The 24807-nt window shown below is 51.8% G+C and carries 23 protein-coding genes; 18 read left to right on the forward strand and 5 right to left on the reverse strand.

Annotated elements, in window-relative coordinates; all coding sequences use genetic code 11:
* The first annotated feature begins 34 nt into the window (after positions 1-34).
* On the forward strand, positions 35-868 hold the full coding sequence (locus ccrud_RS05985) for an IS5 family transposase (RefSeq protein ID WP_066563802.1): 834 nt from the start codon (positions 35-37) through the stop codon (positions 866-868).
* A gap of 395 nt (positions 869-1263) precedes the next feature.
* Here ccrud_RS05985 and ccrud_RS05990 read toward each other — a convergent pair whose 3' ends face one another.
* Positions 1264-1929, reverse strand: a complete 666-nt coding sequence (locus ccrud_RS05990; protein ID WP_066565303.1) for an ACT domain-containing protein — start codon at positions 1927-1929, stop codon at positions 1264-1266.
* Positions 1930-2150: 221 nt separating this feature from the next.
* Between ccrud_RS05990 and gatC the strand changes: the two genes are divergently transcribed.
* The 3 genes from gatC (at position 2151) to ccrud_RS06005 (ending at position 4946) form a co-directional block, all read left to right on the forward strand.
* Positions 2151-2450, forward strand: coding sequence for an Asp-tRNA(Asn)/Glu-tRNA(Gln) amidotransferase subunit GatC (gatC, locus tag ccrud_RS05995; RefSeq protein WP_003854761.1), 300 nt, complete (start codon positions 2151-2153; stop codon positions 2448-2450).
* Positions 2451-2455: 5 nt separating this feature from the next.
* A complete protein-coding gene (gene gatA / locus ccrud_RS06000; protein ID WP_066565304.1) occupies positions 2456-3949 on the forward strand; it encodes an Asp-tRNA(Asn)/Glu-tRNA(Gln) amidotransferase subunit GatA in 1494 nt (497 codons plus the stop codon).
* 133 nt (positions 3950-4082) lie between these two features.
* On the forward strand, positions 4083-4946 hold the full coding sequence (locus ccrud_RS06005) for a siderophore-interacting protein (RefSeq protein WP_066565305.1): 864 nt from the start codon (positions 4083-4085) through the stop codon (positions 4944-4946).
* A gap of 72 nt (positions 4947-5018) precedes the next feature.
* On the opposite strand, the gene ccrud_RS06010 is transcribed toward ccrud_RS06005, so the two are convergent.
* On the reverse strand, positions 5019-5339 hold the full coding sequence (locus ccrud_RS06010; RefSeq protein ID WP_066565306.1) for a hypothetical protein: 321 nt from the start codon (positions 5337-5339) through the stop codon (positions 5019-5021).
* Positions 5340-5615: 276 nt separating this feature from the next.
* Between ccrud_RS06010 and ccrud_RS06015 the strand changes: the two genes are divergently transcribed.
* The 11 genes from ccrud_RS06015 to mgrA all read left to right on the forward strand — a co-directional run bounded on the left by ccrud_RS06015 (position 5616) and on the right by mgrA (position 17780).
* The gene (locus ccrud_RS06015; RefSeq protein ID WP_066569621.1) at positions 5616-6647 is read left to right on the forward strand and encodes a 6-phosphofructokinase; all 1032 of its coding nucleotides are present in this window, start codon (positions 5616-5618) and stop codon (positions 6645-6647) included.
* Positions 6648-6889: 242 nt separating this feature from the next.
* Positions 6890-7957, forward strand: coding sequence for a LacI family DNA-binding transcriptional regulator (locus tag ccrud_RS06020; protein ID WP_066565307.1), 1068 nt, complete (start codon positions 6890-6892; stop codon positions 7955-7957).
* Between the two features lie 15 nt (positions 7958-7972).
* Positions 7973-9538 carry a sugar ABC transporter ATP-binding protein gene (locus ccrud_RS06025; RefSeq protein WP_245670386.1) on the forward strand — a complete coding sequence of 522 codons (1566 nt, stop codon included), beginning with the start codon at positions 7973-7975 and terminating at the stop codon, positions 9536-9538.
* Positions 9535-10509, forward strand: a complete 975-nt coding sequence (locus ccrud_RS06030) for an ABC transporter permease (protein WP_066565309.1) — start codon at positions 9535-9537, stop codon at positions 10507-10509. The genes ccrud_RS06025 and ccrud_RS06030 overlap by 4 nt, the downstream gene beginning before the upstream one ends.
* Before the next feature lie 21 nt (positions 10510-10530).
* Positions 10531-11475 (forward strand): D-ribose ABC transporter substrate-binding protein, encoded by a 945-nt coding sequence (locus ccrud_RS06035; protein WP_066565310.1) that lies wholly within the window; start codon positions 10531-10533, stop codon positions 11473-11475.
* 6 nt (positions 11476-11481) lie between these two features.
* Positions 11482-11853, forward strand: coding sequence for a D-ribose pyranase (rbsD, locus tag ccrud_RS06040; protein ID WP_066565311.1), 372 nt, complete (start codon positions 11482-11484; stop codon positions 11851-11853).
* 152 nt (positions 11854-12005) lie between these two features.
* Positions 12006-12644 (forward strand): GNAT family N-acetyltransferase, encoded by a 639-nt coding sequence (locus ccrud_RS06045; protein ID WP_066565312.1) that lies wholly within the window; start codon positions 12006-12008, stop codon positions 12642-12644.
* A 428-nt stretch (positions 12645-13072) separates the two neighbouring features.
* Entirely contained in the window at positions 13073-14083 is a 1011-nt protein-coding gene (locus ccrud_RS06050) for a bile acid:sodium symporter family protein (RefSeq protein ID WP_066565313.1), read from the forward strand.
* 172 nt (positions 14084-14255) lie between these two features.
* Positions 14256-15761 (forward strand): Asp-tRNA(Asn)/Glu-tRNA(Gln) amidotransferase subunit GatB, encoded by a 1506-nt coding sequence (gene gatB / locus ccrud_RS06055; protein ID WP_066565314.1) that lies wholly within the window; start codon positions 14256-14258, stop codon positions 15759-15761.
* Between the two features lie 226 nt (positions 15762-15987).
* Positions 15988-16566 carry an NADPH-dependent F420 reductase gene (locus tag ccrud_RS06060; protein WP_066569623.1) on the forward strand — a complete coding sequence of 193 codons (579 nt, stop codon included), beginning with the start codon at positions 15988-15990 and terminating at the stop codon, positions 16564-16566.
* Positions 16567-16694: 128 nt separating this feature from the next.
* On the forward strand, positions 16695-17780 hold the full coding sequence (gene mgrA, locus ccrud_RS06065) for an L-glyceraldehyde 3-phosphate reductase (RefSeq protein ID WP_066565315.1): 1086 nt from the start codon (positions 16695-16697) through the stop codon (positions 17778-17780).
* On the opposite strand, the gene lysE is transcribed toward mgrA, so the two are convergent.
* Positions 17777-18493 carry an L-lysine exporter gene (gene lysE / locus ccrud_RS06070; RefSeq protein WP_066565316.1) on the reverse strand — a complete coding sequence of 239 codons (717 nt, stop codon included), beginning with the start codon at positions 18491-18493 and terminating at the stop codon, positions 17777-17779. The genes mgrA and lysE overlap by 4 nt on opposite strands.
* 61 nt (positions 18494-18554) lie before the next feature.
* Between lysE and ccrud_RS06075 the strand changes: the two genes are divergently transcribed.
* A complete protein-coding gene (locus ccrud_RS06075) occupies positions 18555-19427 on the forward strand; it encodes a LysR family transcriptional regulator ArgP (RefSeq protein ID WP_066565317.1) in 873 nt (290 codons plus the stop codon).
* Here ccrud_RS06075 and ccrud_RS06080 read toward each other — a convergent pair whose 3' ends face one another.
* Positions 19428-20507: a glutathione S-transferase family protein gene (locus ccrud_RS06080; RefSeq protein ID WP_066565318.1), complete on the reverse strand. Its 1080-nt coding sequence runs from the start codon at positions 20505-20507 to the stop codon at positions 19428-19430.
* A gap of 135 nt (positions 20508-20642) precedes the next feature.
* Between ccrud_RS06080 and ccrud_RS06085 the strand changes: the two genes are divergently transcribed.
* On the forward strand, positions 20643-21380 hold the full coding sequence (locus tag ccrud_RS06085) for an HNH endonuclease family protein (protein WP_066565319.1): 738 nt from the start codon (positions 20643-20645) through the stop codon (positions 21378-21380).
* A gap of 74 nt (positions 21381-21454) precedes the next feature.
* Entirely contained in the window at positions 21455-22513 is a 1059-nt protein-coding gene (locus ccrud_RS06090; RefSeq protein WP_066565320.1) for a DoxX family protein, read from the forward strand.
* Between the two features lie 407 nt (positions 22514-22920).
* On the opposite strand, the gene ilvD is transcribed toward ccrud_RS06090, so the two are convergent.
* A complete protein-coding gene (gene ilvD, locus ccrud_RS06095) occupies positions 22921-24762 on the reverse strand; it encodes a dihydroxy-acid dehydratase (RefSeq protein ID WP_066565321.1) in 1842 nt (613 codons plus the stop codon).
* Positions 24763-24807 lie beyond the last annotated feature (45 nt).

Here is a 24807-nt window from a genome sequence, read left to right on the forward strand (position 1 = left end):
CGACCAAGAAAACATACAACACCCAGGAGCACTCGTGCCTGCCCTGCCATCATCTATCATCGACCCCCTCTGGCACCAATTCTCCAGGTTAATCCCACCACTGATCGACACCCACCCACTACGCTGTCACCGCCCACGCATCAGTGACCGGATCATCTTCGACAAACTCATCGCAGTTCTCGTCCTCGGTGCCTCCTATCTCAAGATCTCTGATTCCACCTGCTCAGCGACCACACGTCGGGCACGCCGGGATGAATGGATCACCGCCGGAATCTTCCACAAGTTGGAACAGATCTGCCTAGAGTCCTACGACCGTATTATCGGATTAGCCCTGGACAACATCAGTGTTGATGGGTGCATCGTTAAAGCACCGTGTGGTGGTGAGATAGCTGGAAGGTCTCCTGTTGACCGGGGAAAACAGGGCACGAAACGCTCCCTGATGGTTGATGGTAACGGGATTCCTTTGGGGTGTGTGATTGCTGGGGCGAATCGGCATGATTCAATTTTGCTGGTCCCAACATTAAAGACATTATCGAGGTTTGGGGATCATCTACCTGGTCGCATTACGGTGCATTTGGATGCTGGGTACGATTCGAAGAAAACCAGGAGTCTGCTGAGCGAACTCGGTTATGACTGGGTAATTAGTGCCAAGGGGCAGCCTTTGCAGGCTGGGGCTCGGTGGGTGGTGGAACGCACGAATTCCTGGCCCACCAGAGGTTTCAAGAAATTGGGGATCTGTACTGAGCGTCGGGGTCGGGTTGTTGAGGCGTTTATTGCGTTAGCTAATGCGGTGATCATTATCCGCAGGCTGATCCGGGAAGCATGGATCACCTATTGCTGGGACACCCGTTCGACACGTCGGCCTTAACCTATCCGCGCAATCTCTTATACGCTTATTTAAGGCATTCGATTTTTAGAATGAGTATTTATATGAAGTAATTGTTTTAAGGCTCTTAAAATCGATTCTGGGAGGGCACTTTTTTCGTACTTTGGTAGCAGGATTTAGCCACACCAAACGACAGTGCCCACGGACCCTCAAAACCTGATCCGTGGGCACCTATGACCGGTTATCTGCTTGGATAACCAAACCACAGTGCCCACGGAGAGCTGAAATCTACACTATGGGCACCTGTGGCCGGTTTTAAGTATAGAAGTAACCGATGAGGCGCCTGTGATGAGGTTCTGTGACACTCAACCGATCAAGAAGAGCCAGGAACAGCCAAGAAGACTTTGCTCTTGGCCACCTGGTCTTGCCACTACGTACTACTTGTGCAGCATTGCTCCGATGATGGTGCCTAGCTGGCCGAGGTGTTCTACTTCGCTGGCGAGAAAATCAGGGCCACCCGGGCGACCGATGATTAATGCGAGACCATGCTTGCCAATGGGGGCAATGGCCAGGGAAGAATCCAACAAGGACCAGGATTCCGGAACCCAGGATTCGTTTTCTGGGTTGAGGAGGCGAGCTTCTGAGAGCTCGATGTTTTCTGGAACGGTGCCATCATCTTCGGGTGCGGCTTGGGAACCGGCGATGCGGGCGATAGTGCCTTTGAGATCTATCACCAGTGCCCAGCCGGATGTCATGGTGCGTGGAATGACATCGACCATTTCTTCCATTGCACGGGTGACATTTCGGCGCTGCTGGGCAACGGATGCGAGCATGTGGATTTGTCCACGTCGATCAACTGTTCCAGAAAATGGGCGAATGGAATCCACTTCCACGCCGTCGACTTCTTCAGCGGCGGTGATGATGGTGTCGGCCATGACATCGCGTGGGATTGAGATCACCAGGTCGTCCATGACGGTGCCATTGGGGAAGCGTTCCACCACATCCACGGACTGAATATTAGCCTCAACTAGTCCTAGAGCTTCTGCCAATAAGGCCAGGCTGCCAGGGGTATCGGACAACAGGACGCGGATCAGGAATGACATTGGATCGCTTCCTTCTTTTCAAAACTAGGGGACAATTAGTTTCGACAGTACCACCGTTTTTTTATGCCAGGACAAAAATCTCCCAATTGAATATCCTGATGGTTGCACCCTCGCCGATGTGTGTCCATCGCGTGCAGTAAGATAGACCAACAGTTACGCACGCGTGCGTAAGTTAAATCATTTTATACCCATTGTGACTAGCGAAGAGGACCAGAAACCAAGTGCCTGAGATTTCGCGCGACCAGGTCGCTCACCTTGCCAAACTTTCCAGACTGGCGCTCACCGAAGAAGAGCTCGAGCAGTTCGCTGGACAGATCGACGATATTGTTGGATATGTGTCCGCAGTTCAAAACGTTGACGCGGCAGGGGTTGAGCCTATGAGCCACCCGCACAGCATTGCCACCACCATGCGTGAAGATGTCGTGCACAAAACCCTCGATGCTGCAGCTGCTTTGGATCAAGCGCCAGCTGTTGAGGATGGACGTTTTATGGTTCCGCAGATTCTGGGTGAGGGCGACTAATTATTATGACCAACAAGTACCTGGTTGAAGGCTCTGAAAACGAGCTGACCACAAAGACCGCCGCTGAACTGGCTGGTCTTATTCATTCTCGCGAAGTAACTTCTCGCGAAGTTACCCAAGCGCACCTTGATCGCATCGCAGCAGTCGACGGCGACATTCATGCCTTCCTGCATGTCGGCAACGATGCAGCTTTGGCGGCGGCGGATGACGTCGATAAGCGTCTAGACGCTGGAGAGGCACCTGCCTCGGCTTTGGCTGGCGTGCCGCTTGCGCTGAAGGATGTCTTTACTACCACTGATGCGCCAACTACGGCAGCATCGAAGATGCTTGAGGGCTACATGAGCCCTTATGACGCAACTGTGACCCGCAAGATCCGTGAAGCTGGTATCCCAATTTTGGGCAAGACCAACATGGATGAGTTCGCAATGGGTTCTTCTACAGAGAACTCTGCTTATGGCCCAACCCATAACCCATGGGACCTGGAACGCACCGCTGGTGGTTCCGGTGGCGGTTCTTCTGCAGCACTTGCTGCAGGGCAGGCGCCGTTGGCTATTGGTACTGACACTGGTGGATCCATCCGTCAGCCAGCTGCATTGACCAATACTGTTGGCGTGAAGCCAACCTATGGCACGGTGTCTCGCTATGGTTTGATTGCATGTGCTTCTTCCCTGGATCAGGGTGGCCCAACCGCACGTACCGTGCTAGATACTGCTTTGCTCCACGAGGTTATTGCAGGCCACGACGCTTTCGATGCAACTTCAGTTAACCGCGCTGTGGCACCAGTTGTGCAGGCAGCTCGCGAAGGCGCGAATGGTGATCTTAAGGGCATTAAGGTCGGTGTGGTTAAGCAGTTTGACCGCGATGGCTACCAGCCTGGCGTGTTGGAAGCTTTCCACGCTTCTGTTGAGCAGATGCGTTCCCAGGGTGCAGAGATCGTGGAAGTGGATTGCCCACACTTCGATGATGCACTGGGTGCTTACTACCTGATTCTTCCTTGTGAAGTTTCCTCCAACCTTGCTCGTTTCGACGGCATGCGTTACGGTCTGCGCGCTGGTGATGATGGAACCCGTTCCGCGGATGAAGTTATGGCTTATACCCGTGCGCAGGGATTCGGACCTGAGGTGAAGCGTCGTATCATTCTTGGTACTTATGCTTTGTCTGTGGGTTACTACGATGCGTACTATATCCAGGCGCAGCGCGTACGTACCCTTATCGCCCAGGATTTCGCTAAGGCATATGAACAGGTAGATATCCTCGTTTCACCAACCACTCCAACCACCGCGTTCAAGCTAGGGGAGAAGGTTACTGATCCGCTGGAGATGTACAACTTTGACCTGTGTACGCTGCCACTGAACTTGGCTGGACTTGCTGGTATGTCCCTGCCTTCCGGTTTGGCATCTGATACCGGTTTGCCAGTCGGCCTGCAGTTGATGGCTCCTGCATTCCAGGATGATCGTCTGTACCGCGTTGGTGCAGCGTTCGAAGCTGGTCGTAAGTAAATAGCGTTTAAACGTAAGGCCTCGGTCTTTTCTGCTCAATGCAGGAAATGCCGGGGTCTTTCTTGTTTCCTCCAAATTTGTTAGGCTTACCTAGGTTAGTTAAAGATGTATCGATAAGAGGGGATATGAATCCATGGGATCTGTAGAAGCTGCGCAAGCGCCACGGAAAAAGCGTGAGATGAAAATGAAAACTGCGACCGTGACGGGTGTCCAGCAGCTGTCCCCAGATCTTATCCGCCTGAGTTTCGAGTGCCCAGAGGTTATTGGCGCTGAACTTCCCTTTAGTGATCACTACATCAAGATCCTGTTCGTTCCACAAGGTGCAGATTATTCTTGGCCTTTTGATCCGGCAGAAATCGCTGCAACGAAGCCTCGGGAGCACTTGCCTGTGCGACGCACCTATACCTTGCGCACCGTGGATACTGTCCAGGGAGCCTTCGATATTGATTTTGTTGCCCATGGCGCAGACGGATTGGCTGGACCATGGGCACAGCAAGCAGCCGTGGGGGATATTATCGCTTTCGGCGGCCCAGGTGGCGCATGGAAACCTGAAACCGGTTATGAACATTTCGTGTTCGCCGGCGATGAAGCCGCAGCACCTGCCATTTTTGCCGGCCTAGAACAATTGCCCGCAGGCACCACGGCAAAGGCTTTTATTGAAATCTCCACTGCCTCTGCGCTTTTCGACGCCCCCACCAGCGAGTCAATTGAGGTTGTTTGGGTGCCCCGCGATGGCGCTACACATGGCACTTTGCTTATCGACGCCCTCCGCCAGGACGGTTATCCCACCAAGAAGACATCGTGGTTTATTCATGGTGTTGCAGAAATGGTGAAGGAAACCCGAAAATTCCTCTTTGTGGAAGGAGAGGTATCCAAAGCGGATGCTTCTATTTCCGGCTACTGGAGGCTCGGCATGACTGAAGATCAGTGGCAGGCGTCCAAGCGGGAATTCAACGAACAAAATGAGGCGGAAGAACAAAGCCTGGCTAAGTCTTAAAAAATAATGGAGGGCGGCAGTCTGTATTTGGCCGCCGCCCTCCTAATGTTCTACCGAGGTGCTACTGAGTCTTTACTGGGAATCAGAAACTGCGTACGCGATCGCAGCCGCTCCAGCAGTTACGGTAAGAACTGCTGGCCATGCACCGATCTTCTTCGCTAGTGGGTGGGATAGCCCAAATGCACCGATATAGGTGGTCAAGAGACCAGCTGCGACAGCCGGTCCCTTCTTTTTATTCCAGCTACGCACTGCCAATGCGCCTGAAGCTGCCAATGGGATGGTGCCCAATGGGCGGATGCCTGATTCACGGGCAGTCAACCAGCCACCGATAAGACCTGCTGCAACAGCAGTTGCGGTACTAACTTGTGATGCTTTCTTAAGTTTCATATCCATGCTGAGCCAGTTTAGAGAGAAAAATTATTCTGGTGGCGTTCCGGAAACCCTTTTGGGGAAATTTCTGCATAATTCTTGCTCAGCTCTTGCCCGATCAAAAATTGTGTAGTACAACACATGTCCGCTCGGGCAAGATTCATTTGTTGCTAAAACTGCAGCTCTTGCGTTTAAAAAAGGTGGTCAGGGCTATTTTTTTCTGTCCGCCAGGGGGTGTGTTCAGTTATTTTTGGATGATTGTTCCGGCACAGGTGTTGTGATGGGTTTAATATGGAAGATATGCGAATTGCCACTCTCACGTCAGGCGGCGACTGCCCCGGACTTAACGCCGTTATCCGAGGAATCGTCCGTACAGCAAGCAATGAGTTCGGTTCCACCGTCGTGGGGTATCAAGATGGTTGGGAGGGACTACTAGCCGATCGTCGTGTACAGCTTTATGACGACGAAGATATTGATCGAATCCTCCTTCGCGGTGGCACCATTTTGGGTACTGGTCGTCTGCATCCAGATAAGTTCAAGGCGGGCATTGATCAAATCAAGGAAAACCTGGCTGATGCTGGTATTGATGCACTGATCCCCATTGGCGGCGAAGGCACCCTCAAGGGTGCTAAATGGCTCTCTGATAATGGTATCCCTGTTGTAGGTGTTCCAAAGACCATTGACAACGATGTGAACGGCACAGACTTCACCTTCGGTTTTGATACTGCGGTAGCTGTTGCTACTGATGCAGTGGATCGCCTGCATACCACTGCAGAATCCCACAACCGCGTCATGATCGTTGAGGTCATGGGCAGGCATGTTGGTTGGATTGCCCTGCATGCTGGTATGGCGGGTGGAGCTCACTACACGGTGATCCCTGAAGTTCCTTTTGATATTGCTGAAATCTGCAAAGCCATGGAACGTCGTTTTCAGATGGGTGAAAAATACGGCATTATCGTCGTGGCTGAGGGTGCACTTCCACGTGAAGGCACCATGGATCTGCGTGAAGGTCATATCGACCAATTTGGGCATAAGACTTTTACTGGAATTGGTCAGCAGATCGCTGATGAAATCCATGCTCGTCTTGGCCATGATGTGCGCACAACTGTGCTTGGGCATATCCAGCGCGGTGGTACCCCAACGGCTTTTGACCGTGTGCTGGCAACTCGTTATGGCGTGCGTGCAGCTCGTGCTTGCCACGAGGGAAACTTTGACAAGGTTGTGGCCCTTAAGGGGGAAAGCATTAAGATGATTTCTTTCGAAGAAGCCGTGGGCACTCTTAAAGAAGTTCCACTTGAGCGCTGGGTGACAGCTCAGGCAATGTTCGGATAGTCTCCTGTCTTTTGAGGTCAGATCCTCATTTATTACAGCCCTTTCGCAGATATGGCGGAGGGGCTGTATTTTTATGTCTGCATTTAAATAAGTGTCTCAAGTCAAACTGTGCATAAACTGTGACTTGGGCGTCTTGACTTGCCTGGGGTGGGCGGGATAAGTTCAACTTAAACACAATGCAATCGTTTGCATCAAGTTCTTATCCCACAATAGGGGTACCTTTCCAGAAAGGTGGTGAGGAAATGGCTTCCGAAACCCCAATGCCTAAGAAGCGAGCTACAACGCTCAAGGATATCGCGCACGCAACGCAGCTTTCTGTTAGCACCGTGTCGAGGGCATTGGCCAATAACGCAAGCATTCCGGAATCCACACGTCTCCGTGTGATTGAGGCAGCTCAAAAGCTGAATTACCGACCCAATGCTCAAGCCCGTGCCTTGCGTAAATCTCGGACTGACACCATCGGTGTCATCATTCCCAACATTGAGAACCCATATTTCTCTTCATTGGCTGCGTCGATTCAAAAAGTGGCACGTGAAGCCGGAGTATCCACGATTTTGTCCAACTCTGAAGAAAACCCAGAGCTACTTGGGCAAACGTTGGCCATCATGGATGATCAGCGACTCGACGGCATCATTGTGGTTCCACATATTCAATCTGAAGACCAAGTAAGTGATCTGATCAACAGGGGAGTGCCTGTGGTCTTGGCTGACCGTAGCTTTGCCAACGCCTCGATTCCTTCAGTTACCTCTGATCCAGTGCCAGGCATGACCGAGGCTGTTGATCTACTTGTGGCTGCTGATGTGCAATTGGGCTACCTTGCTGGTCCTCAAGACACCTCTACTGGGCAATTGCGTCTCAACACTTTTGAAAAGCTTTGTGTTGAACGAGGAATTATTGGAGCTGCTGTCTATTACGGCGGATACCGCCAAGAATCTGGCTATGACGGCATCAAAGTGCTGATTGAACAGGGCGCAAACGCCATCATTGCGGGTGATTCCATGATGACAATTGGTGCATTGCTAGCGATTCATGAGATGAATCTGAAAATCGGCGAGGATGTCCAACTTATTGGATTTGATAACAATCCAATCTTCAGGCTCCAAAACCCACCGCTGAGCATTATTGATCAGCATGTGCAAGAAATGGGACGGCGTTCTTTCGAGATGCTGCAGAAATTGATTGCTGGAGAATCCGTGCAGGAATCGGTTGTGATTCCAACACGCCTCAATATTCATGGATCAACGGCCGTGTCTCAAAAAGCTGCCGAAAAGGCCGCTGCAAAAGCTGCGCGTAAAGCGAACCAGGGGTGATTATTGATGGAGAGCATGAACCATACTCTGCATAATGATGATCCCGCGCCCATCCTGCAGCTAGACAAAGTATCTAAATCTTTTGGTCCTGTGAATGTGATCAACCAGGTCAGCATTGATGTGCGTCCAGGTAGAGTGCTGGCTCTGTTGGGCGAAAATGGTGCTGGTAAATCAACACTGATCAAGATGATGTCTGGCGTATATCAGCCAGATGGTGGTCAGATTTTAGTGGATGGAAAGCCAACCACTTTGCCAGATACGAAGACTGCAGAATCTTATGGCATTGCCACCATTCACCAGGAATTAAACCTGGTGCCCACCATGACAGTTGCAGAAAACGTCATGCTGGGACGCACCCCGAAAAAGTGGGGGCTTGTTAATTTCAAACATCTGCGCAGGCAGGCGCAAGCTGCGTTGGATCTTATCGGCGTTGATGTTGATCTGAATGCTCAAGTGGGCTCCCTGGGCATTGCCAGGCAGCAGATGGTGGAAATCGCCAAAGCGCTGTCGATGAATGCACGCATCCTCATCTTGGATGAACCTACTGCGGCTCTGACCGGCCGGGAGATTGAACAGCTGTTCAAGGTGGTCGATGAGCTGAAGGCCAAAGGCGTGGCCATGGTGTTTATTTCACACCACTTGGATGAGATTGCACGCATTGGCGATACCGTCTCTGTGTTGCGTGATGGTCAATTCATTGCGGAGCTTCCAGCCGATACTGACGAAGATGAACTTGTTCGTCTCATGGTTGGGCGAAGCATTGAAAACCAATATCCACGCAGTGCTCCACCAATCGGCGAACCACTCCTGGAGGTAAAAAACCTTAATGCGGCAGGACGATTCAGCGATATTTCCTTGACCGTCCGAGCAGGCGAAGTGGTTGGCCTGGCGGGCCTCGTTGGTGCAGGGCGCACAGAAGTGGTGCGTTCTATCGCTGGTGTGGATCGGGTGGATTCCGGAGATGTGATTGTTGCTGGCAAGAAATTGCGCGGTGGCGATATTGCGGAAGCAATCAAACATGGTATCGGGCATATTCCAGAAGACCGTAAAGCGCAGGGCTTGGTGCTAGGTTCCTCTGTGGAGGACAACCTTGGGCTTGCCACGATGGGATCAACCGCCAAAGCAGGTTTGGTTGATCGCTCCGGCCAACACCGACGCGCGATGGAAGTAGCAGAAAAACTGCGCATCCGGATGGCAAACATCAAACAGCCGATCCGCGATTTATCGGGAGGCAATCAGCAAAAGGCCGTGTTCGGCCGCTGGGTGCTTGCAGGTTCCAACGTGTTGCTTCTCGACGAACCGACCCGTGGCGTTGATGTCGGCGCCAAAGTAGAGATTTACAACATCATCAATGAGATCACCGAAAAGGGCGGCGCCGTGTTAATGGTGTCCTCCGAACTACCGGAAGTCCTAGGCATGGCAGACCGCATTTTAGTGATGTCAGGTGGACGCATCGCAGGAGAAATTCCTGTAGAAGGTACGACTCAAGATGATGTCATGGCATTAGCCGTATCCCAGGTGGAAGATTCCATCACTGATGAAGCAGCTGCAGAAATCGAGCTTATGAAGGAGGACCGTTGAGTACTGCAACCGTTACTCGAAATAAGTCCACAACTGCATCCAAAATTGGACATTGGATGCTCAACAATGGTGCTTTAGTTGGACTTATCGCGTTGTGCATTGGCTTGTTCATTGCCACGCCGCACTTTCTCACTATTCCAAACCTCGTTAATATCGGCATCCAATCTGCAACTGTGGCGATCCTTGCGTTCGGCATGACTTTCGTCATTGTGACCGCAGGTATTGACCTCTCCGTGGGATCAGTTGCAGCATTAGGCGCAATGACCTCGGCCTATTTCTTCGCAGAGGTGGGCCTACCTGGTTGGATCACACTAATTATTGGCCTGCTCATTGGTCTTTTAGCTGGTGCGATCTCTGGCATCTCGATTGCGTATGGCAAGCTGCCTGCATTTATCGCAACGTTGGCCATGATGTCGATTGCGCGTGGTATCACCTTGGTTATTTCCCAAGGCTCACCGATTCCTAGTGCTCCTGCTGTTAATGCTTTGGGTCGTACTTACTTTGGCATCCCGATGCCCATCCTCATGATGGCGTTGGCTGGAATCGTGTGCTGGTTCATTTTGAGCCGCACAGTACTTGGCCGATCCATGTATGCCATTGGCGGCAATATGGAAGCTGCGCGTCTCTCGGGTCTGCCCGTGAAGAAAATCCTGGTCATGGTCTACGCGCTGGCTGGAGTATATGCAGCGCTGGCAGGTCTGGTGATGACTGGCCGCTTGTCCTCTGCACAGCCACAAGCAGGTGTTGGTTATGAACTCGATGCGATCGCCGCTGTGGTGATTGGTGGAGCATCACTGGCCGGAGGTACGGGTAAAGCAACAGGAACCTTGATTGGTGCAATCTTGTTGGCCGTGATCCGCAATGGCTTGAACATTTTGAATGTGTCCTCTTTTTGGCAACAGATCGTCATCGGCTGCGTCATCGCACTCGCGGTGGGCTTCGATGTCATCCGAAACAAAACTTCCAAATAATTCCTGAAAGGAATATCTCACATGTACGCTCGTAAACTCATTGCTCTGTCCGCATCTGCAGTCTTGGCTTTCAGCTTGACCGCCTGCAACCGTGACTCTTCCGACACCAGCGCAGACGGCGATGCCACCGGTGGTTCCATTACCCTGGCGCTGTCCACCCAGACCAACCCATTCTTTGTGCAGCTTCGTGATGGCGCTCAGGAGAAAGCTACTGAACTTGGCGTGACCTTGAATGTTCAAGATGCATCTGATGATGCAGCAACTCAGGCGAACCAGCTTAACAACGCCATTACCACCGGCGCCGGCGTGGTCATCGTGAACCCAACTGACTCTGATGCTGTTGTTCCATCCGTTGAAGCACTCAACCAGGCTGATATTCCAGTTGTAGCAGTGGATCGTTCCGCAAGCAGTGGAGACATCGCATCCTTCGTGGCATCTGACAATGTTGCTGGTGGCGCACAGGCTGCCGCAGCTCTGGCAGAAGCAATTGGCGGAGAAGGAGAGATCCTCATGTTGCAAGGTATTGCTGGTTCTTCTGCATCACGTGATCGTGGCAAGGGCTTCGAAGAAGAAATTGCGAAGCATGAGGGGATTACCATCGCAGCAAAGCAGACCGCTAACTTTGACCGCGGCGAGGGTCTTGATGTGGCAACCAACCTGCTGCAGGCACACCCTAACGTGAAGGCTATTTTCGCTGAAAATGATGAAATGGCTCTCGGCGCAATCGAAGCTCTAGGCGCACGTGCTGGTCAAGACGTTATCGTTGTCGGATTCGATGGTACCAACGATGGCCTCAAGGCTGTGGAAGATGGTCGCATGCTGGCCACCATTGCGCAGCAGCCAGAAGAACTCGGCGCCAAGGCTGTGGAAGAAGCAGCCAAGTTGCTCAAGGGTGAAGACGCGGAAGAAGAAGTTCCAGTTGAGGTTGTCACCGTCAAGCTCGATAACGTCGCAGAGTTCAAGTAGATCCTGATGAAACGATCTGGCTTACTCAACCCGGACCTGTGTTATGCCATCGCACGTCTTGGTCATACTGATACGTGGGCCGTGGCAGACTGTGGACTACCTATTCCAGATCACGTGGAGATCATTGATCTTTCATTAGTGTTTGGTATTCCAAGTTTCGAGCAAGTTATTGCAGCTTTAAAGCCAGAAGTAGTTGTTGAAGGCGCACTCATTGCCGATGGCACACCCAAACACATCCGCGATTTGCTGGAGGTTTCTCATGAGGTGATTGATCATGAGGAGCTTAAAGCGCGACTGTCTGACTGTGCATTTGTGGTGCGGACAGGGGAGACCACTGCATATGCCAATGTGATCTTTAAAGCAGGCGTGGCTTTCTAGGAAACTGTCAGTTTTTGTGCACCTGTTTTACAGCGCTCCAAGCGCTGTGGAACAGGTGCACTTAAGCGTCGAAAAGCAATGAATTTAATAGTTTTAAACTGTGCCTTTGCCGAAAATAGGACAAAACGCAATTCTATGACTATATTCATCTCATGCAACTCGCTGAAAACCCGCGTCTGGCGAACGACGCGGTGATCCTCGAGCCACTGTCACATCAGTGGACTCAAGATCTCCAAGAAGCTGTCGCCTCACAAGAATTGTGGCGTCATTGGTTCGTCGCTCTACCCACCCCAGATGGAATGGCCGAAGAAATCGACCGCAGGCTGGCGGAACATGAAGATGGATTATGTGCGCCCTGGGCAATCATTTCCTCTGCAACTGGCCGCGCCGTTGGAATGACTGCATTCCATACCCTTGACCATGCAAATAAACGGCTTGAAATTGGGCGCACCTGGATGGCTGCCCATGTTCAAGGAACCGGCATTAACCCTTCCGTGAAATTCTTACAGCTTCAGCGAGCTTTTGAAGTTCTTGGAGTTAATGCCGTGGAATTTCGCACCAACTGGCATAATCATCGCTCCCGCGCGGCTATTGAGCGACTCGGGGCGAAACAAGATGGTGTGTTGCGCAAGCATCGCATTCATCCCGATGGCACCGTGCGCGATACGGTCATCTACTCCATCACCAATGATGAGTGGCCTGCTGTAAAGCTCACCTTGCTGGAGCGGCTCCACCGCCGCTTGCAAGTTCCCACCATCCCCAACGAGGCATCGCTTTTCGACGCCAGCTAGTCCGTAGAATCCGTTTAAACCGGCTCCACTGTGATTTTTGAATTCATGGTGGCGTCGGTTTCTTCCTTTTCTAAGTGGCTGGGAATTGGTGATTGCGCCAATTATCGGGGGTGTTATTAAAAGCGGTGTGGGATAGCTGTTTTGCATCATAATCTGCACCGCTAAGCATCATTGCTATTACCTCGTATGGGATGGAATGGGGTTAGGGGGATCCTGGAGAAGATCCTGAGTGTTGGGTGGTCTGAATGTTTCCTTAGGCCTTGTGGTGGCAGCGCTGGGAGGGGATGGGGGGGGGAGTGCTGGCCTAGCGAGGCTGGGGTCTTGGTGGCTGCGGGGGGAATTATTTGCATCAAATAAATAATTTGAGACAAAATTATGAAAACATCTCATACCTTGGGAAATTGTTTAGGTTAGGGCTAAGGGAGCTAATGAGTACTCAAGTTGAACTCAAGACACCGAAATCAGAAGACAGAGCGGCATATATTGCTGCGCTAGGTTTTCCGGTTTTGGTCATTATCGGTGGCATAATCGGCTTCACTGCCTCAGACGTGGTGCTCAATATTTCCTCATGGGTCAATCCATTGCTCGGAATCATCATGTTTGCCATGGGCCTGACCCTAAAGCCAGTGGATTTCGCGCTTGTTGCTAAACGTCCACTACCAGTCCTAATTGGTGTGGTTGCACAATTTGTCATCATGCCGTTGACTGCATTGCTTGTGGTGTGGATGCTGCAGCTGCCGGCAGAGATTGCCGCTGGTGTTATTTTGGTCGGTTGTGCACCTGGAGGTACATCCTCCAACGTTGTGTCCTATTTGGCGCGCGGAGATGTCGCACTGTCTGTCACCATGACATCCATCTCCACATTGTTGGCACCACTTCTGACACCTTTGCTCACTCTTTGGTTGGCGGGGCAGTACATGCCACTTAATGCTGCAGACATGGCAGTATCGATCGTTCAGGTTGTGCTGATCCCAGTTGTGGGCGGACTTGTTGTGCGTTTGGTTTTCCCAACCCTCATCGGCAAGATTTTGCCTTTATTGCCATGGATCTCGGTCGTAGCAATTTCCCTAATCGTTGCCATCGTGGTTGCAGGTTCTAGGGACAAGATCCTTGAAGCTGGACTGCTTGTACTTGCTGCTGTGATTATTCACAACACTCTGGGCTATTCCCTTGGTTATCTCGCCGCAAAATTCACTGGTCAGCCAGCGGCCGCTCGACGTACCACCGCAATTGAAGTTGGTATGCAAAATTCTGGTCTTGCTGCCGGACTTGCCTCACAGTATATGTCGCCAATGTCTGCGTTGCCTGGTGCTATTTTCTCTGTATGGCACAACCTTTCTGGCGCGCTTCTTGCGGCAGTGTGCCGAGCTGCCGATAAGCGGGCGGCACAAAAGGGGCAAGAGATTTCTGCTTCATCTTCTGGAGAAACTTCGGTATAAAACGATGTCTTTCCTCGTTGGCCCGCTTGGTTTTTATCTATAAGCCAAGCGGGTTTTTCTGTGCATTTGAATGCTGATTTAGCGGTGCTATTAGTCCAGGTGGACAACTGTGGTGCTTAGCGTGCCACCCCATAGCAACATGCTTGCTTAATGATGACTAGAATAATGATCCATGACTGCAGCCTTTTATGATCTGATGGACTTCGATGAAGTTCTAGAGAAATATGACCCGGTGATGGGACTTGAGGTCCACGTCGAACTGGGCACTGAGACGAAGATGTTCTCCGCTTCTTCTGCACACTTTGGCGCTGAGCCTAACAGCAACGTTGACCCGGTTTCCTTGGGACTTCCGGGCGCTCTTCCAGTAGTAAACGCCAGGGGCGTGGAGTGGGCAATTAAAATTGGACTGGCGCTGAACTGCAGCATCGCTGAGTCCTCACGATTTGCGCGTAAGAATTACTTCTACCCAGATCAGCCAAAGAACTACCAGATCTCCCAGTATGATGAGCCAATCGCGTATGAGGGTTACTTGGATGTTGTGTTGGAAGATGGAACTGAGTGGCGTGTAGAGATCGAGCGCGCTCACATGGAAGAGGATACCGGCAAGCTCACTCACTTGGGTGGCACTTCTGGCCGTATCCATGGCGCGACTGCCTCTTTGGTTGACTGTAACCGTGCGGGCATCCCATTGATTGAGGTTGTGACCAAGCCTATTGAGGGTGCTGGTGCTCGTGCTCCAGAGATCGCCAAGGCATATGTTTCCGCGCTGCGTGATCTTGTTAAGGCACTTGGTGTTTCTGATGGCCGCCTTGATCAGGGCTCAATGCGCGTTGATGCCAACCTGTCCCTGCGCCCAATTGGTCAGGAAGAATTCGGTACTCGTACAGAGACCAAGAACATCAACTCCTTGAAGTCTGTTGAGCAGGCCATTACTTTTGAGATGCAGCGCCAGGCTCAGGTGTTGGACAACGGTGGAATTATCGACCAGGAAACTCGCCACTACCAGGAAACTGATGGAAGTACCTCCAAGGGTCGTCCAAAGGAGACCGCTGAGGATTACCGTTACTTCAACGATCCTGATCTGCCTCCAGTTATTGCACCACGCGAGTGGGTTGAAGAGATTCGTGCAACCCTTCCAGAGCTTCCGTGGGTTCGTCGCGCGCGCATTCAAGAAGAGTGGAAACTGTCTGACGCTGAAATGCGTGACCTGATCAACGCTAACGCGCTTGATCTGATCATCGAGACCGTTGAAGCTGGCACCACTCCAGATGAGGCTCGTGCATGGTGGGTTTCCTACATCTCTCAGAAGGCAAACGAGACCGGTGTTGAACTAGATGCGTTGGGCGTTGCTCCAGCTCATGTGGCTCGCGTGGTTGCGCTTGTTTCCGAGAGCAAGCTGACCAACAAGTTGGCTCGTCAGGCTATCGATGGCGTTATTGCTGGCGAAGGCGATGTAGACGCAGTTGTGGCTTCCCGTGGACTCGAAGTTGTTCGCGATGACAGTGCAATTGAGAAGGCTGTCGATGATGCTTTGGCTGCAAACCCAGATATCGTAGAAAAGTACCGTGCTGGCAACACCAAGGTTACTGGCGCTATCGTCGGTGCCGTGATGAAGGCAACTCGTGGCAAGGCTGACCCAGCTCAGGTTAACCAGCTGATCGCTAAGAAGCTAGCTTAGTTTTACTGGCTGCTGAGCTGTTAAACGCATTCAGTAGCCAAGTTAGAGAATCGCTCCCTTTGAGACGGGGAGCTTTTCTTTTAAGTAAATTACTTGACATGTCAAGCAATTTAGGTCTAATGTGAATCTCATGATCAAAGAATTGCTCAGCAAGCTCTTCGGAAATAAGCAAGTTTCCAAAGCCATGACACCCACTGAAACCATTTCACACAAGGAGAACAACACAATGACTACTTACACCATTTTCGGCCGCGGCAATATGGCAACTGCAATTGCAGGCATTTTGACCAATGCCGGTGCCACCGTAGAACACATTGGATCTGCAGACTCAGATACAGCCACAATTAACGGTGACGTTATCGTTCTAGCTGTCCCTTACCCAGCAGTGGAATCCATTATTGAAACTCACAAGGAAGCTTTCGCCGGAAAGACGGTTATCGATATCACCAACCCATTGAACTTCGAAACTTTTGATTCCCTCGTTGTTCCTACTGGTTCTTCCGCGGCTGCAGAGATCCAAGCCAAGCTTCCAAGCTCTCGCGTTTTGAAGGCATTCAACACTAACTTCGCTGCTACTTTAGCTTCTGGCACGGTCGGGGATATTGTCACCACCGTTTTAGTTGCAGGCGATGATGCGGAAGCAAAGAGCGCTCTGATTGCAGATGTGAACGCAGGTGGCGTAGACGCTCTTGATGCGGGATCTTTGAAGCGTGCGCATGAGCTTGAAGCAGTTGGATTCCTGCAGCTCACACTCGCTGGCTCTGAGAAGATCGGTTGGACCGGCGGCTTCGGTCTGGTCAAATAAGTCTGGATAAATAAGTCTGGATAAATAAAACCCGGCCAGATAAGAAAAGCAGTCAATCCGCTTGAGGATTGGCTGCTTTTCTTCGTATGCACCACGCGTTGTGGCAGGAACACCACAAACTGAGGACAATGGCAGTCATGGCATATCAACCAGCAGACAATCGCTATGACTCAATGATTTATCGTAAGGTGGGAAATTCTGGGCTGAAGCTGCCCGTAGTCTCACTTGGACTGTGGCACAACTTCGGTGATGATAAACCGCTGTCCACGCAGCGCAGCATCATTCACCGCGCGTTTGATAGGGGAGTAACGCACTTCGATTTGGCCAATAACTATGGTCCACCAGCAGGTTCTGCGGAAACTAATTTTGGAAGAATCTTAAACGAGGATCTTAAAGGCCATCGCGATGAGTTGATCATTTCTTCTAAAGCTGGCTGGGATATGTGGCCTGGCCCTTATGGCTTTGGCGGTTCGCGTAAGTATCTGATGAGTTCGCTTAATCAGTCTTTGGAGCGTCTAGGCGTGGATTATGTGGATATTTTCTACCATCACCGACCTGATCCAGATACCCCTCTGGAGGAAACAATGTATGCGTTGCGTGACATTGTTGCTTCTGGAAAAGCGCTCTACGTGGGAATTTCTTCCTATGGCCCAGAGCTGACTGCTGAGGCTGCGGAGTTTATGGCGGAAGAGGGGTGTCCGCTGCTTATTCATCAGCCAAGCTATTCCATTGTGAATCGTTGGGTGGAAGAACCTGGCGATGATGGTGAGTCTTTGCTGCAGTCGGCCTCGAATAATGGTTTGGGCGTTATTGCCTTTTCGCCGCTTGCGCAAGGGCTGCTCACCGATAAATACCTTGATGGTATTCCGGAGGGCTCCCGTGCAAGCCAGGGCAAATCTTTGTCCGAGGGCATGTTGAATGTGGACAATATTGATATGGTGCGCAAGCTCAACGATATTGCTCAGGAGCGAGGTCAGACGCTTGCGCAGATGGCATTGGCGTGGGTATTGCGTGAGCAGGGCGAATACAATGCAGATACCGTGACCAGCGCGTTGATCGGTGCATCATCGGTGGAACAGTTGGATAACAGCCTTGATGCGTTGAATAATCTAGACTTTAGCGCTGCCGAGTTGACGGCGATCGATGAGATTTCCCATGATGCCGGCATCAATATTTGGGCGAAGGCCACGGATTCTAAAACTCGGGAAAACTAGCCCATTGCTATCAGTTTGATCGCCAATGCGGTCAATACGATGGACACACCGACATTGATCCAGCGCCAGACTTTGGGACTGGACAGCGGGCGCGATAGTGCCGCTGCGCCGTAGCCCACTAAGGGGAACCAGATCAGGCTGGCGCACAATGCGCCAGCTGCGAATACCCAGCGGCCTATTTCGCCGTATTGCGCGCCCACGCCGCCGATGAACACGAATGCATCCAAGTAGGCATTCGGGTTGAGCCAGGTTAGTACAATCGCCATGAACATGGGCTTTACCCACACCCGCTGCTTATCGACGCTTACCTTCAGCGGCACGTGCCTTGTCGCAGTGGTCACCGCCGAACCGGAAGAGCTTCCCATAGGGGTGGCCTCATTCGCGGTTGGTTCCGTGTTTTCGATAATGGTCACGGGTTCAGTTTTTGCTTTGAAAGCATCCTTGGCAGCAAGGGTAGCGAACCAAAGCAGGTAGACGATGCCACACCAGCGCAAAATATCGAGCACAATTGGTGCGGCGTCAGAGATAATGCCAACGCCTAGCGTTCCTGCAGCAAAGAGCACGATATCGGATAAGAGGCACACGATGATGACAGCCGTGATGCCTTCACGCTTAATTCCTTGTTTAATCACCAGTACATTCTGCGGGCCAATGGCCAGCAATAAACTGGCCCCCAAAAGCAGACCTGTCATGAAGATTTCCATGACTCCCATCGTGATGGATGAGAGTACTTAAGTAAAATGATTGGTTCTTAACATGGTTTAATATAGCTTCATGAACCCTCTTCACCTGGAAACTTTGCTCTCTATCATTGATGAAGGCAGCTTTGAAGGCGCCTCGCTAGCGCTCTCTATTTCACCTTCGGCAGTAAGTCAGCGTGTCAAAGCGCTGGAACATTCTGTGGGCCGCGTCTTGGTGTCTCGCACACAACCGGCACGAGCCACGGAAGCTGGGGAGGTGTTGGTGCAAGCAGCGCGAAAGATGGCGTTGCTTCAGGCAGAAACTCGCGCGCAACTATCTGGGCGGCTTGCGGAAATTCCTCTGACAATCGCTATTAATGCTGATTCATTATCAACCTGGTTCCCGCCAGTTTTTGCAGAGGTTGCATCATGGGGTGGCGCAACATTATCGCTTCGATTAGAAGATGAAGCCCATACATTATCGCTGTTGCGCCGAGGTGATGTGCTGGGAGCAGTGACTCGTGAGGCCAATCCAGTGGCTGGTTGTGAAGTAATTGAGCTTGGCACCATGCACCATTTGGCGGTGGCTACACCTGCATTGCGCGATGCCTATCTAGTGGATGGCGCCCTTGATTGGGTGGCTATGCCGGTGCTGCGCTTTGGGCCTAAAGATGTCTTGCAGGATGGTGATCTCATCGGCCGGGTAGCTGAGCCCGTGGGCAGACGTAGAGTCTCAATTGTGCCTTCTGCAGAAGGTTTCGGGGAGGCAATCCGCCGGGGCCTTGGGTGGGGTCTATTGCCTGAAGCTCAAGTTGCGCCAATGTTGGCAGCTGGGGATGTTGTGATCCTGGATGATGGGCCGATTGAAACACCACTTTTTTGGCAACGTTGGCGCCTGGAGTCGAGGTCTCTCGCTAGACTCACAGACGCTGTCGTTGAAGCAGCAATTGAGGGATTGCGTCCTTAGTTACTGCTGAAATACCTCTGGGTTTTTCACTTCTTCACCTGCTGGAATTGGTCCTGGGAGGGTGACGCCATCTTTGAATGGGGATCCACCGAGCTTTTCACGACCATGAGGTGTGGCGAAACCGGAAAGGTCTGGTCCAACAGGCACGATCTGGGTGGGGTTTACCTCTGCATGAGTGATGTAATAGTGCTGCTTGATCTCAGTGAAATCAGTGGTATCGCCAAAGCCTGGGGTTTGGAAAAGATCCCTTAGGTAGCCCCAAAGGTTCGGCATTTCCGTAATCTTGTTGCGTCCACATTTAAAGTGTCCGTGATAAACGGCATCGAAACGCACCAAAGTGGGGTAGAGGCGGATATCCGCCTCGGTGATGTGATCCCCCATGAGGTAACGGCGCGTCGATAAGCGTTCTTCTAGCCAGTCTAATGCGACCCAAAGTCGCTCGTAGGCCTCGTTGTGTGCCTCCTGACTACCGGCAAAGCCGGTCCGGTAAACGCCATTGTTTACCTCGGTGAAAATACGCTTCATCACCGGAGCCATTTCTTCACGAAGCTCCTCCGGATAAAGTTCTGGGGCACCTTCGCGGTGGTATTTCTTCCATTCCAGATTGAAGTCTACCGTGATGGATGGGTAATCATTGGTGACCACCTTCTTGGAAGATTCCTCTACAAGCGCGGGGACGGTAATTCCGCGAGGGTAGTTAGGGAAGCGATTGAAATAAGCATCCTGGAGACGCGGGATCTGCAGTACTGGATCCAAGTGATTCGGATCAAGATCGAAAGTCCAGGAACGAATATCGTGAGTTGGACCGGTCAATCCTAGAGAAATCACGTTTTCTAGACCAAGTAGACGGCGTGTAATAACAGTGCGATGTGCCCATGGGCATGCACGTGCTGCAACAAGGCGGTAACGGTCGGCTTCAACTGGCCAGTAGAAAGTGCCGTCTTCCTGCGCAATCGGGGCGGATCCTTCTGGAACATCGGAGACGATGCGGTCGGTGATGTAGTTGGTATCGCGGACGAATTCTCCGTCCGAAGAGGCGTTTTGTGGGGCTCCAACCCAATCTGAGGAAGTGTTTGTCATGGCGATGTGTCCTCTCAAGGAAATTTAGATGATACATCAACAATATTATGGAATGTGTGAAAAATCAATGAGGGAACAGCTGTTCGGGGTTATGTTGGGGCGCTCGCGTAGGTGTTGCTAAGGTTTGAGATCATCATGGCTCGATCACAAACTAACTCAACTAACCGCAGGTCAGCGAAGAAAATTAAAAGCACCATTTCCGGAATTATCACAATTATTGTGGCTGTTATCGTAGTCGTCACAATTGTGCTGGACTGGTATGACGATCGATTTTCAACCTCACCTACAGAGCATTCCACAGCTGCTGAATACCGAGAACTCTTAAACGGTCTCGATCAGAAAGGCCGTGCTCCTAAAACTGCATACGATAGAGAGAAGTTTGGCTCGGCGTGGACCGACGATGTCACAGTCGAATTCGGCAAAAACGGGTGCGATACCCGCAATGACATTCTGCAGCGCGATCTTGTGAATTATGAATTCCGCGAAAGCGACAAGCAATGCCTCATTGGCACTGGCACGCTCTATGATCCATTTTCTGGCGAAACGATTGCATTTGCGCGGGGTGAACGATCCAGCGAAGTGCAAATCGATCACATTGTTCCCCTGAAAGATGCATGGGTCAAAGGTGCATGGCGCTGGAGTGATCAAAAGCGAAAAGATTTCGCCAATGATCCCGATAATCTTTTAGCAGTAAAAGGCTCACTGAACCAGCAAAAGGGAGCAAGCGATGCAGCTACTTGGCTGCCACCGAATGACGCGTTCAGATGTGATTACGCAAAGAAAATCATCACCATCAAAGATCGCTATAAAGTGTCGGTCACCAAAGCAGAAGCTACTGCGCTACATGAGCAACTAGACACCTGCCCTGCATAACAGTCAGATAAGCATTTAGGGCGCGCCGAAGATATATCCACCTTGTGGCACTTAATTCGCATATTCTGGGGCACATGACTGACAACTCGCGAAATTCAAATCAGAATTATGAGCAACCGGACTTGAGCGATCTCGATGATGATTCAGCCATCCCAACCTATAAGGGAACATCACCATCCGCGAATTCCGCCAATGCGTCAGAACGCCTCGGTAATTTGTACGATCGCTCCGGCAGAGCTGCACCACAAAATATTCCTGCCGGAAATCCTGTAGCCTCTGCCTCTGAAGCTACTGAAACTACCGCTTTTGAACGGCCAGATAACCAGGCAACCAAGCCTGCATTTACAGAAGCGCCAACCACTGTAAATGGGGTAGCTCAGAAGCATGAGGGATCTTTAGCTTCTGATGCACCAACCTCCTATGTGCAGGCGCAGCCAGCTCCACCTACTGAGGTCACCCGCCAGTTGAACCGACCAGAAGAGCCTGTTCAACCACCGCAGCCTGTTTATTCTGAGCCGTATACTGACTCTGATTTTGCGCCAGCCGGTGCTGCTGCAGCTGCGGCAGTCGCTCCCGTGGAACAGCCTATATTTGCTGAACAACCTCAGATTATCGAAGACACCCGACGCGGCACCTTAGATTTTGGTTTGCTCATTATCCGCGCTGTCATTGGTGTGTACCTCATTGTTCGAGGAGTATTTACTTTCTTCACCCTCGGCGGCTCTACCGGTCTTACAGGGCTAGAAGCTGAGTTTGCTGGATATCAGTGGCCAGAAATTCTGGCAATCTTGTTGCCCTCCATTGAACTTGCAGCTGGCGTATTCCTCTTGCTCGGTTTGATGACACCTGTGGCAGCTGCAGTGGCGATGGTAGCTACCTCATTTACCACCCTGCACCAGGTGAATACTCATGAAGGTGGCTGGGGTCAGCTTAGCGAACCACTGATGCTGGCACTGATCCTCACCCTTGTTGTAGTCGGATTGCAGTTCACCGGACCGGGCAAGATTTCCCTTGATTCTGGTCGCGGTTGGGCAAAGCGTCCATTGGTGAGCTCCTGGATCTTTGTGATCTTGGGAATCGCCGGCGCAGTTTTGCTGTGGTGGTTTGGAGCAGCAGTTAATCCAATCGCCTAAAAGCTAATGTGGTGAGAAAATATGATGACCCTCTTGTAGGGTCATTTTTCATTTCAGAGCATGTATGGAGTTCTGCACCCGTTTTAGTTCTCAATGAGTTTTGCATGGATGAGGTCTTGAAAACCGCTGAGAATCGATTCTAGGGGAGCACTTTTCTGGGGTGTGGGTGAGATTTTTTATCGGACCAAACCAGAGTGCCCACGGCAAGCTAAAACATATCCGTGGGCATTTGTGGCTGGTTTCAAGACAGAGAAACCAGCCACAGATGCCCATATCTTGGAAAATATAGCTCCCTGGGCACTCTGGTTTGGTCTGTTTCTTAGCGCTCGGAGTGGCACTCGTTCAAGCCAAATAAAAAGCACCGGCGCCCTAAAAATAGGGAACCGGTGCTTAAAACATCCTAGAGATTAGTCGACTTGACGGACTGCACCCTTATCTGCGGAAGTAGCGAGCTTTGCGTAAGCGCGAAGTGCAGTGGTGACAACACGATTACGGTTAGCTGGCTGCCAAGGCTTTTCGGAAGCATCCATTGCCTCACGGCGACGCTGGAGTTCTTCATCGGAAACCTCAACCTCGAGGGTGCGGTTGTGCACATCGATGGTCACGATGTCGCCGTCCTCGATCAGGCCGATTGCTCCACCGTGTGCTGCTTCAGGGGAGACGTGGCCGATGGACAGTCCTGAGGAACCGCCGGAGAAACGACCATCGGTGATCAGCGCGCACTTCTTGCCCAGGCCGGATCCCTTGAGGAATGCGGTTGGGTGAAGCATTTCCTGCATACCTGGGCCACCTGATGGACCTTCGTAGCGGACGACAAGAACTTCGCCAGCCTGGATGGTCTTGGTCAGGATGACAGAAACTGCCTCTTCCTGACTTTCGACAACGCGTGCTGGTCCGGAGAAGTGCCACAGCTCTTCTTCGATACCAGCAGCCTTGATCACTGCGCCATCTGGAGAGATGTTGCCACGAAGAACCGCGAGTCCACCATCAACGGTGTACGCGTGCTCGATGTCGCGGATGCAGCCCTTTGCAGCGTCAGTATCTAGCTCGTCCCAGCGGTTCTCGGTGGAGAATGCTTCGGTGGTGCGGATACCACCTGGTGCTGCGTGGAAGAGTTTGCTTGCTTCTTCAGAGGTCTTGCCGGAGCGGATATCCCACTCATCAAGCCAGCCATCAAGGTCGGTGGAGTGGACTGAGTGGACATCCTTGTTCAGCAATCCACCGCGGTTGAGCTCACCGAGCAGTGCGGGAATGCCACCGGCGCGGTGGACATCTTCCATGTGGTAATCGGAGTTTGGTGACACCTTGGACAGGCAAGGCACACGCCTGGAAAGCTCATCGATATCAGTGAGATCGAAGTCTACGTCACCTTCCTGCGCAGCCGCGAGGATATGCAGGATGGTATTCGTGGATCCGCCCATGGCCATATCTAATGCCATCGAGTTTTCGAAAGCCTTCTTGGTGGCAATGTTGCGTGGCAAAGCTGATTCGTCTTCTTCACCGTAGTAACGACGGCACAGCTCGACAACGGTTTCGCCGGCCTTCTCGAAGAGCTCGCGACGAGCAACGTGAGTTGCCAAGGTAGAGCCATTGCCGGGGAGAGAAAGTCCCAGTGCTTCAGTCAGGCAGTTCATGGAGTTCGCGGTGAACATGCCAGAGCAAGAACCACAGGTTGGGCAGGCAGCTGCTTCAACAGCTGCGAGGCCTTCATCATCGACTGCATCGTTTGCGGATGCGGAGATCGCGGTGATCAGGTCGGTTGGTGCGTGTGCAACGCCATCAACAACAACGGCCTTGCCGGCTTCCATTGGTCCACCGGAGACAAAGACAACTGGGATGTTCAAACGCATTGCGGCGTTGAGCATACCTGGGGTGATCTTGTCACAGTTGGAGATACAGACCATGGCGTCAGCGGTGTGGGCATTAACCATGTATTCGACAGAGTCGGCGATGATTTCACGGGAAGGCAGGGAGTACAGCATGCCGCCGTGCCCCATGGCGATGCCGTCATCGACAGCGATGGTGTTGAATTCTTTGGGAACGCCACCAGCCTTGCGCACTGCATCCGCAACAATGTCGCCGACGTTCTTGAGGTGAACGTGTCCGGGCACGAATTGGGTGTAGGAGTTCACAATGGCAACGATTGGCTTGCCAAATTCGTTTTCCTTGGTGCCGGTTGCGCGCCATAGTGCGCGGGCTCCAGCTGCATTGCGGCCGACGGTGGTGACTTTTGAACGAAGTGGGATCATGATGCGCTTTTCAAATCTGCTCTAAAGAGCGACGGATGGATGTCA

The sequence above is a fragment of the Corynebacterium crudilactis genome (assembly GCF_001643015.1).
GTDB lineage: Bacteria > Actinomycetota > Actinomycetes > Mycobacteriales > Mycobacteriaceae > Corynebacterium > Corynebacterium crudilactis.

Bases quoted from the DNA above. Each gene is read 5' to 3' on its own strand.
- ccrud_RS05990 (WP_066565303.1), bottom strand. From the start codon at position 1,929: ATGTCATTCCTGATCCGCGTCCTGTTGTCCGATACCCCTGGCAGCCTG.
- gatA (WP_066565304.1), top strand. From the start codon at position 2,456: ATGACCAACAAGTACCTGGTTGAAGGCTCTGAAAACGAGCTGACCACA.
- ccrud_RS06005 (WP_066565305.1), top strand. From the start codon at position 4,083: ATGGGATCTGTAGAAGCTGCGCAAGCGCCACGGAAAAAGCGTGAGATG.
- ccrud_RS06010 (WP_066565306.1), bottom strand. From the start codon at position 5,339: ATGGATATGAAACTTAAGAAAGCATCACAAGTTAGTACCGCAACTGCT.
- ccrud_RS06015 (WP_066569621.1), top strand. From the start codon at position 5,616: ATGCGAATTGCCACTCTCACGTCAGGCGGCGACTGCCCCGGACTTAAC.
- ccrud_RS06020 (WP_066565307.1), top strand. From the start codon at position 6,890: ATGGCTTCCGAAACCCCAATGCCTAAGAAGCGAGCTACAACGCTCAAG.
- ccrud_RS06025 (WP_245670386.1), top strand. From the start codon at position 7,973: ATGAACCATACTCTGCATAATGATGATCCCGCGCCCATCCTGCAGCTA.
- ccrud_RS06035 (WP_066565310.1), top strand. From the start codon at position 10,531: ATGTACGCTCGTAAACTCATTGCTCTGTCCGCATCTGCAGTCTTGGCT.
- rbsD (WP_066565311.1), top strand. From the start codon at position 11,482: ATGAAACGATCTGGCTTACTCAACCCGGACCTGTGTTATGCCATCGCA.
- ccrud_RS06045 (WP_066565312.1), top strand. From the start codon at position 12,006: ATGCAACTCGCTGAAAACCCGCGTCTGGCGAACGACGCGGTGATCCTC.
- ccrud_RS06050 (WP_066565313.1), top strand. From the start codon at position 13,073: ATGAGTACTCAAGTTGAACTCAAGACACCGAAATCAGAAGACAGAGCG.
- gatB (WP_066565314.1), top strand. From the start codon at position 14,256: ATGACTGCAGCCTTTTATGATCTGATGGACTTCGATGAAGTTCTAGAG.
- ccrud_RS06060 (WP_066569623.1), top strand. From the start codon at position 15,988: ATGACTACTTACACCATTTTCGGCCGCGGCAATATGGCAACTGCAATT.
- mgrA (WP_066565315.1), top strand. From the start codon at position 16,695: ATGGCAGTCATGGCATATCAACCAGCAGACAATCGCTATGACTCAATG.
- lysE (WP_066565316.1), bottom strand. From the start codon at position 18,493: ATGGGAGTCATGGAAATCTTCATGACAGGTCTGCTTTTGGGGGCCAGT.
- ccrud_RS06075 (WP_066565317.1), top strand. From the start codon at position 18,555: ATGAACCCTCTTCACCTGGAAACTTTGCTCTCTATCATTGATGAAGGC.
- ccrud_RS06080 (WP_066565318.1), bottom strand. From the start codon at position 20,507: ATGACAAACACTTCCTCAGATTGGGTTGGAGCCCCACAAAACGCCTCT.
- ccrud_RS06085 (WP_066565319.1), top strand. From the start codon at position 20,643: ATGGCTCGATCACAAACTAACTCAACTAACCGCAGGTCAGCGAAGAAA.
- ccrud_RS06090 (WP_066565320.1), top strand. From the start codon at position 21,455: ATGACTGACAACTCGCGAAATTCAAATCAGAATTATGAGCAACCGGAC.
- ilvD (WP_066565321.1), bottom strand. From the start codon at position 24,762: ATGATCCCACTTCGTTCAAAAGTCACCACCGTCGGCCGCAATGCAGCT.